6 protein-coding genes and 1 pseudogene are annotated in these 6,593 nt (G+C 61.9%); 6 read left to right on the plus strand and 1 reads right to left on the minus strand.

Annotated elements, in window-relative coordinates; genetic code table 11:
• Positions 1 to 167: 167 nt before the first annotated feature.
• A pseudogene (locus tag FCK22_RS17565) lies at positions 168 to 1,265 on the plus strand (ABC transporter ATP-binding protein); the annotation flags it as partial.
• 24 nt (positions 1,266 to 1,289) lie between these two features.
• Here FCK22_RS17565 and FCK22_RS17570 read toward each other — a convergent pair.
• Positions 1,290 to 1,568, minus strand: a complete 279-nt coding sequence (locus FCK22_RS17570; protein WP_067261676.1) for a metal-sensitive transcriptional regulator — start codon at positions 1,566 to 1,568, stop codon at positions 1,290 to 1,292.
• 198 nt (positions 1,569 to 1,766) lie between these two features.
• On the opposite strand from FCK22_RS17570, the gene FCK22_RS17575 reads away from it, so the two are divergent.
• The 5 genes from FCK22_RS17575 to FCK22_RS17595 all read left to right on the plus strand — a co-directional run bounded on the left by FCK22_RS17575 (position 1,767) and on the right by FCK22_RS17595 (position 6,393).
• The gene (locus FCK22_RS17575) at positions 1,767 to 2,669 is read left to right on the plus strand and encodes a DUF305 domain-containing protein (RefSeq protein WP_067261674.1); all 903 of its coding nucleotides are present in this window, start codon (positions 1,767 to 1,769) and stop codon (positions 2,667 to 2,669) included.
• A gap of 147 nt (positions 2,670 to 2,816) precedes the next feature.
• The gene (locus tag FCK22_RS17580; RefSeq protein ID WP_067261672.1) at positions 2,817 to 3,194 is read left to right on the plus strand and encodes a hypothetical protein; all 378 of its coding nucleotides are present in this window, start codon (positions 2,817 to 2,819) and stop codon (positions 3,192 to 3,194) included.
• Between the two features lie 81 nt (positions 3,195 to 3,275).
• Complete coding sequence (locus tag FCK22_RS17585) at positions 3,276 to 3,554, plus strand: hypothetical protein (RefSeq protein WP_136720722.1); 279 nt, start codon at positions 3,276 to 3,278, stop codon at positions 3,552 to 3,554.
• Positions 3,554 to 5,017, plus strand: a complete 1,464-nt coding sequence (locus FCK22_RS17590) for a TolC family protein (protein ID WP_067261668.1) — start codon at positions 3,554 to 3,556, stop codon at positions 5,015 to 5,017. The genes FCK22_RS17585 and FCK22_RS17590 overlap by 1 nt, the downstream gene beginning before the upstream one ends.
• 17 nt (positions 5,018 to 5,034) lie before the next feature.
• Complete coding sequence (locus FCK22_RS17595; RefSeq protein ID WP_136720723.1) at positions 5,035 to 6,393, plus strand: copper oxidase; 1,359 nt, start codon at positions 5,035 to 5,037, stop codon at positions 6,391 to 6,393.
• The last annotated feature ends 200 nt before the right edge of the window (positions 6,394 to 6,593 follow it).

The raw sequence follows: 6,593 nt of genomic DNA on the forward strand, positions 1-6,593 counted from the left end.
CGGATCTTCTCCTCCGCCGAGTAGGTCTGGCGGGTCTTGCGGCGGATCTTTTTGACCAGCTTGTCAGCTGCGTCTTTCGATGTTCCGGGCTTCTTGTTCATCTTCGCTCCTTAAAGGCTACGATGAACCAGAAACCCTCCGTTGTTTAAATCCTCAAATCTGTCCCAAAGGTGCTGACGTCAGACAGCAATGAGGGGCATGAGGAGGCGCTCTTTGCCCGCGACAATGCCGCCTATCGCGATACCAAACTGTCGGCCTATGCAATCATGGCCAAGGCCAGCGCGATCCACTACATGGGGCTGCGCTTCGTGCAGGTCGTGGTAATAGTCGCAGGGGCGGGATTTGTGCTCCAAGGATCGCTCAGCACCGGGGGCTTTGTCGGCTTTCTGTTGCTGGTCAGCGTCTTTTCCCGACCGCTGGAAAAAATTGCCGCCGTGATCGAGACTTACCCCCGCGGCATTGCGGGGTTTCAACGCTATACCGAATTGCTGGAGACCGAGCGCGACGTCGCCGACGGGCCCGAGGCGCGCGCCGTGACCATCACCCAAGGCACCGTGTGCTTCGAGGACGTCTCTTTCGCCTATGACAGCCCGCTGCCGATCCTGCATGGGATAAGCCTGACCGTGAACGCCGGAGAGACCGTCGCGTTTGTCGGCCCCTCGGGCGCGGGCAAGACCACGCTTCTGGCGCTGCTGCCGCGGTTCTACACCCCCTCGGGCGGGCGGATCACCATCGACGGCGTTGATATTGCGGATATGACGCTGGAGAGCCTGCGCTCGCAGATTGGGCTCGTGTCTCAGGATGTGTTCCTGTTCGGCTCCACCTTGCGGGAAAATATCCTCTATGGGAAATTGGATGCCACGGCGGCGGAACTTGAAGCCGCGGTTGAGAATGCCCAGTTGAGCACGCTGGTGGCCGCCTTGCCCGAAGGCTTGGAAACCATCGCAGGCGAAAGGGGCGTGATGCTGTCGGGCGGGCAAAAGCAGCGTGTCGCCATCGCCCGGGCTTTCCTGAAGAACCCGCCGGTGCTGATACTGGACGAAGCCACCTCTGCCCTCGACCGTGAGACGGAGAGGGACATTCAAGCGGCGCTCCTGCGGCTGTCACAGGGGCGCACGACCCTGATCATCGCCCATCGTTTGGAGACGGTTCAACATGCCGATCAGATCGTTGTCATGGATGCCGGGCGCAAGGTCGAGACTGGGACGCACGACAGTCTTTGCAGGCGCAACGGGCTATATTCGCGGCTGACGGGAGGGGTGTGACCGGAACGAAAAAGGGAGCGCCTGTCAGTCCCGTGCCTTTTCCAACAAAGCAACCAGCTCACGAAACTTCTGACGCTGTTCTTCCCGATCGCCAGAGAGGATCGCCTCTTCCATACAGTGGTTGGCATGATCTTCGATCACCAAGCGCTCCACGGCGCGCAGGGCCGAGCGGACGGCGGCGGTTTGCACCAGCACATCGACGCAATAGCGCCCTTCTTCGACCATCCGCGTGACGCCGCGCAATTGCCCTTCCAAGCGCGCCAGCCGCTTGAGGATCGCTGCCTTGTTTTGCTTTGCTTCCACGTTTGATGCCTCCACCTATCGGAACTAAGACGACCGTCGCCGGTTAACATACCACAGGGGGGTATCTGGGCCGCCTCACTCGCATTCTGCCGGCGCGTTACAAGGGCCCGCATTGGCTCTGGCGATCATAGCCTCCCCGGCCCTTGATTGCCACGGTGCCAAAACGCATCGCGCATGAAGTTGATAAAGGAGACACCCATGTCCTATTGGCGTTTCGCCGCAATGATCGCGACCTCGACCATCGTGATGTTTGGCCTGATGTACCTCAACACCTACGCGTTCGAACATGTCTTCTTCAGTGAAACGCGGACCTATATGGCGCTGTTGATGGGGGCCGTGATGGCGGTCATCATGCTTAGTTTCATGTTGTCGATGTATTCGAACAAAGCCATCAACATCGCCATCTATATCGGCTCCATTGTGGTTTTCGCGCTCACCCTATGGCTGGTCCGCAGCCAAGTCACCGTGGGCGACACCAGCTATATGCGCGCCATGATTCCGCACCATTCGATCGCAATCATGACCTCTGAGCGGGCTGAACTTTCCGACCCGCGTGTGCGCAAACTGGCCGATGACATCATTGCGGCACAGCGCAAGGAAATTGCCGAGATGCGCAGTCTGATCGCCGATATCGAAGAGAACGGCGATGCGGTCGACCCGGAGCTTGGCAAAGAAGAAGGCGCGGCGGAGGTCGGCACGGTGGAAGAGGCTCTGTCTTCGGCCGAGGTGGCCGCGGTCGACCCGGCGGCATTGACCGCAGAGGATGTAGACAGCTTGCTCGGCGCTGAGGCCACCTGTCAGTTCAGCCGCACCAACGAAGGCGATCCGAGCCTCGTGATGGCGGGCACCACCGGGGGCATTAAACTGTCCGGCACCTTGATCGAAATGCAATCCAATGAGACCATTGACCAAGCCGCCCTTGCCGATGGTGCGGGCTTCACCGCTGATGGCGTCGACGTAACCGTTGTCCCCCTCGCCGGGGCGGAGTGGACCGATACGGACGGCGACCTGAGCCGCTCGGAAGCCGAGTTAAAATTCCACCTCGACCGTGGACTGACCGTTGGCTACCGCGGGTTCTTGGACTGCAGGAGCGAGATATAACGGGTTCAGGGGGAGGCAGGTCAAGTTGGCCGGGCCTCCCCCCCCTTAGGTCCTCTGCCGTGGTAGAGGGGCCTGAGAATTTAATTGCCATCCTTCCAGCGCTGGACGCGTTGACAGACTTGGCCACATGGGACACTCCTATTTCCCATGCGTCCTTTGGCAAACATATCATACCTCTGTCGCGCCCTGCTTGGCGTGATTTTGGCCTGTGGTTTGTTGCTGCTGCCGCCCTCATCGGTACATGCCCAAAGCGGCATGCATGACAGCGCGCAAGCGCTGCATCACTCTGACGATCATGAGGCGGCAGCGCCTGCGGCGCAGCAAGACGTGGCGCAATCCGAGCATCTGGACCTGTCAGAGGAACTCGACGGCGAACCTTGCTGCGGGGGCATCTGCCTTACGGCAGCGCTCAATGCCTCGCAGAATTCCAGGATTTCCGATCTGCGGTCCGTCCAATTCACCCGCGTTTCCCGGTCCGTCGTTTCGGGCCAGCCTTCCCGCCAGTTGCGCCCGCCGCGCGTCTGAGTTGATCCCGGCCCGAAGACGGCCTTCCCATCCGCAGTGTGCTGCTGCGGGTTAGATCACCTCATTCTCAGGCAAATACCAATGAAACGACCACTGATCGCAGGGACCATGTCCCTGACCCTTGGCGCATGTGCCACGGCGCTTCCGCCCCTTCCTGACGTCACCGCCGCCTATGTTCAGCACCCCACGCCGCTGCCCAATGTCGCCGCCATGACCGCCGCCGACAATAGCGCGCGCGGCAGCGTTGCGCCGACCGCCGAGCAGCCCTTCGCGGGCTACCGGCGCCGCGGCGTTGTCGCGCCGCTCGACTGGCGGCGGCTCAATGCCGAACAGGCCCCGATGCAGGGGATGAACCACTGATGCGCTGGAAATTGAAAACCGCCGCCGTCATCACTCCGCTGATCCTGGGCGCCTGCACGACAACCGACCTGCCGGTAAGTTTCTCGGCCCGTGATGCTGGCTTTGCCACTGTCGAGGCGCGCACCTCCAAAGCCATCGGCAAGCGCACCGTATGGGCACAGTCGCAGGCCGAGACCGCGGCCACCTCCAAACAGGTGCGCGCCATGGTGCAGGGCAAAACCATCAATGCCGAAACCGCCGTGCAGGTCGCGCTTTTGAACAACAAAGGGCTTCAGGCGTCCTATGCGCAGATCGGCCTATCGGCGGCAGAGGTATGGCAACAGTCCACGCCTGAGAACCCGGTCGTGTCCATCGGTCTATTGGGCATCGGTGCGCCCGAGGTGGGACTGTATCGTGCTTTAGAAAGCATGATTGCCGTGAACCTGCTGGATGCCCGCACCCGCAAACAGCGTATCGCGGTAGCCGAGGCAGAGTTCCAGCACGCCCAGATGCAGGCGGTGAGCGATACGCTGGCTCTGGCCAATGAGACGCGGGAGGCTTGGATCAATGCCGTCGCCGCCTTCGAGACGGTCAGCTACCTGAAACGGGCCTCGGTCACCACCGATGCCTCGGCGGAACTGGCGCAGCAATTGGGCAAGACCGGCGCGCTCAACAAAGCCGCGCAGGCCCGCGAGCAGGCGTTCAATGCAGAAATGGCGGGGCGATTGGCACAGGCGCGGCTGGATGCGCAATTGGCCAAAGAGCAACTGACCCGTCTCATGGGGCTCTGGGGGCAGGACGTGGCCTATTACGTTCCCGATGCCCTGCCGCGCGTGCCGAATACGGTCAGGGGCCACGGGGGCATCGAGCGGCTGGCGCTGGCCAACCGGGTCGACCTCGAAGTCGCACGGCTGGGGCTCGCCGCCACGGCGAAAGCCTATGGCTTGACCGATGCCACCCGCACGTTGACCGATCTCGAAGTCATCGCCGGGTTGGAAATCGAGCGCGAGGAGGAGAATGGCGAAATCGAGACCAGCGCCTCCCCGCAGGTCGAGTTCGAGTTCGTCATTCCGATCTTCGACAGTGGCAAGGCACGGCTGCGCAAGGCTGAGCTAGGCTATCTTCGAGCCGCCAATGTCCTCGCGGAACGCGCGGTGAATGTGCGCTCCGAAGCGCGGGCGGCGGCCACGGCCTACCGCTCAAGCCATCAGATCGCCCGGCATTACGCGGATGTCGTGCTGCCCCTGCGCCGCACGATTGATGATGAGGCGCTGCTCAGCAACAACGGCATGATCACCAGCACCTTCGACCTACTCAACGACGCCCGCGAGAAGATCGCGAGCCAGCTTGAGGCATCCAGCGCCAAACGTGACTTCTGGCTGGCCTCGGCCGGGCTGACGGCCGCGATCTACGGCGGCGGTAGCGGCGGCGCGGGTGCCGAAGGAGAGACCCAAATCGCCGCCGGTGGCGGCGCTGGACATTGAGACAAGGAAGCAATCAGATGATGAACAGACGTCAACTGCTGGGGGCCGGCGCTGCGGGTGCAACGCTCGTGTCCTCCAAAGCTTGGGGCCAGACCCTCAACATGGGCTTGCCCGAGGCCGCTGTCATGGACAGCGCGGCGACCCAAGCCCCGACCCGCCCCACCTCGGGGCCGGATTACAACCCCGTGGTCACACTCAACGGCTGGACCCTGCCGCACCGGATGAACAACGGCGTGAAGGAGTTCCACCTCGTCGCCGAACCGGTCGAGCGGGAGCTGGCCGATGGGATGGTCGCGCGGCTCTGGGGCTACAACGGCCAATCGACCGGCCCGACCATCGAGGCGGTCGAGGGCGACCGGGTGCGCATCTATGTCACCAACCGCTTGCCCGAACATACGACGATCCATTGGCACGGGCTGATCCTGCCCTCGGGGATGGACGGCGTTGGCGGGCTCAGCCATCCCGGCATCCCGCCGGGCAAGACCTTTGTCTATGAGTTCGACCTGACCAAATCGGGCACCTTCATGTATCACCCGCACGGCGATGAGATGGTGCAGATGGCCATGGGCATGATGGGCATGTTCGTGGTCCACCCCAAAGATCCGGACTTCATGCGCGTGGATCGGGACTTCCTGATCATGCTCAATGCCTTCGACATCGACCCGGGCACCTACATCCCGAAAATCATGACAATGACGGATTTCAACCTCTGGACCTGGAACAGCCGCATCTTCCCGGACATCGACCCGCTGGTGGTCAACCGGGGCGACAGGGTGCGCGTGCGCGTCGGCAACCTGACGATGACCAACCACCCAATCCACATGCATGGCTACGACTTCAAGGTCACCTGCACCGATGGCGGCTGGGTGCCGGAATCGGCGCAATGGCCCGAGGTTTCGATCGACATCCCCGTGGGCGCCATGCGCGCCTATGAGTTCGTGGCCGACCATCTGGGTGACTGGGCGATCCACTGCCACAAGTCGCATCACACGATGAATGCGATGGGGCACGACGTGCCCACGCTCATCGGCACCAACAGCACCCAGATGACCCGGCAGGTCCGCAGGGTGCAGCCCGAATTCATGCCCATGGGCACGGCGGGCATGGCGGATATGGGCGAAATGTCGATGCCGCTGCCCGACAACACCGTGCCGATGATGGCCGGTTGGGGGCCGCATGGTCCGCTGGAGATGGGCGGCATGTTCTCGGTCGTGAAGGTGCGCGAGGGCATCGACGCGGACGATTACGAAGACCCCGGCTGGTACGAAAACCCGCCCGGCACCGAGGCGTATGAATGGACGGGCGAACTGCCTGACTTTGCGCAGAACCACAGTGCGAAAACCCAGATCACGCCGAAACCGACCTCCGAGGGCTAAGCGGCCCTCGGACTGCAACGACAACCAAAGGATACAGGAAACCACATGAACAAACTTCTTCTTTCAACCGCCCTTAGGGTCAGGATGCATTGATTTCGGTCTCTCTGCATGATTCACGGCTCGGAAAAGGAGTGGTGACATGAGTGAACTTTTCTGGCTGACCGATGAGCAAATGGGCAAACTTGCGCCTTTCTTCCCGA

Origin of the sequence: Sulfitobacter sp. 15WGC, from assembly GCF_005068605.1 — a bacterium.
Classification (GTDB): Bacteria; Pseudomonadota; Alphaproteobacteria; order Rhodobacterales; family Rhodobacteraceae; genus Sulfitobacter; species Sulfitobacter faviae.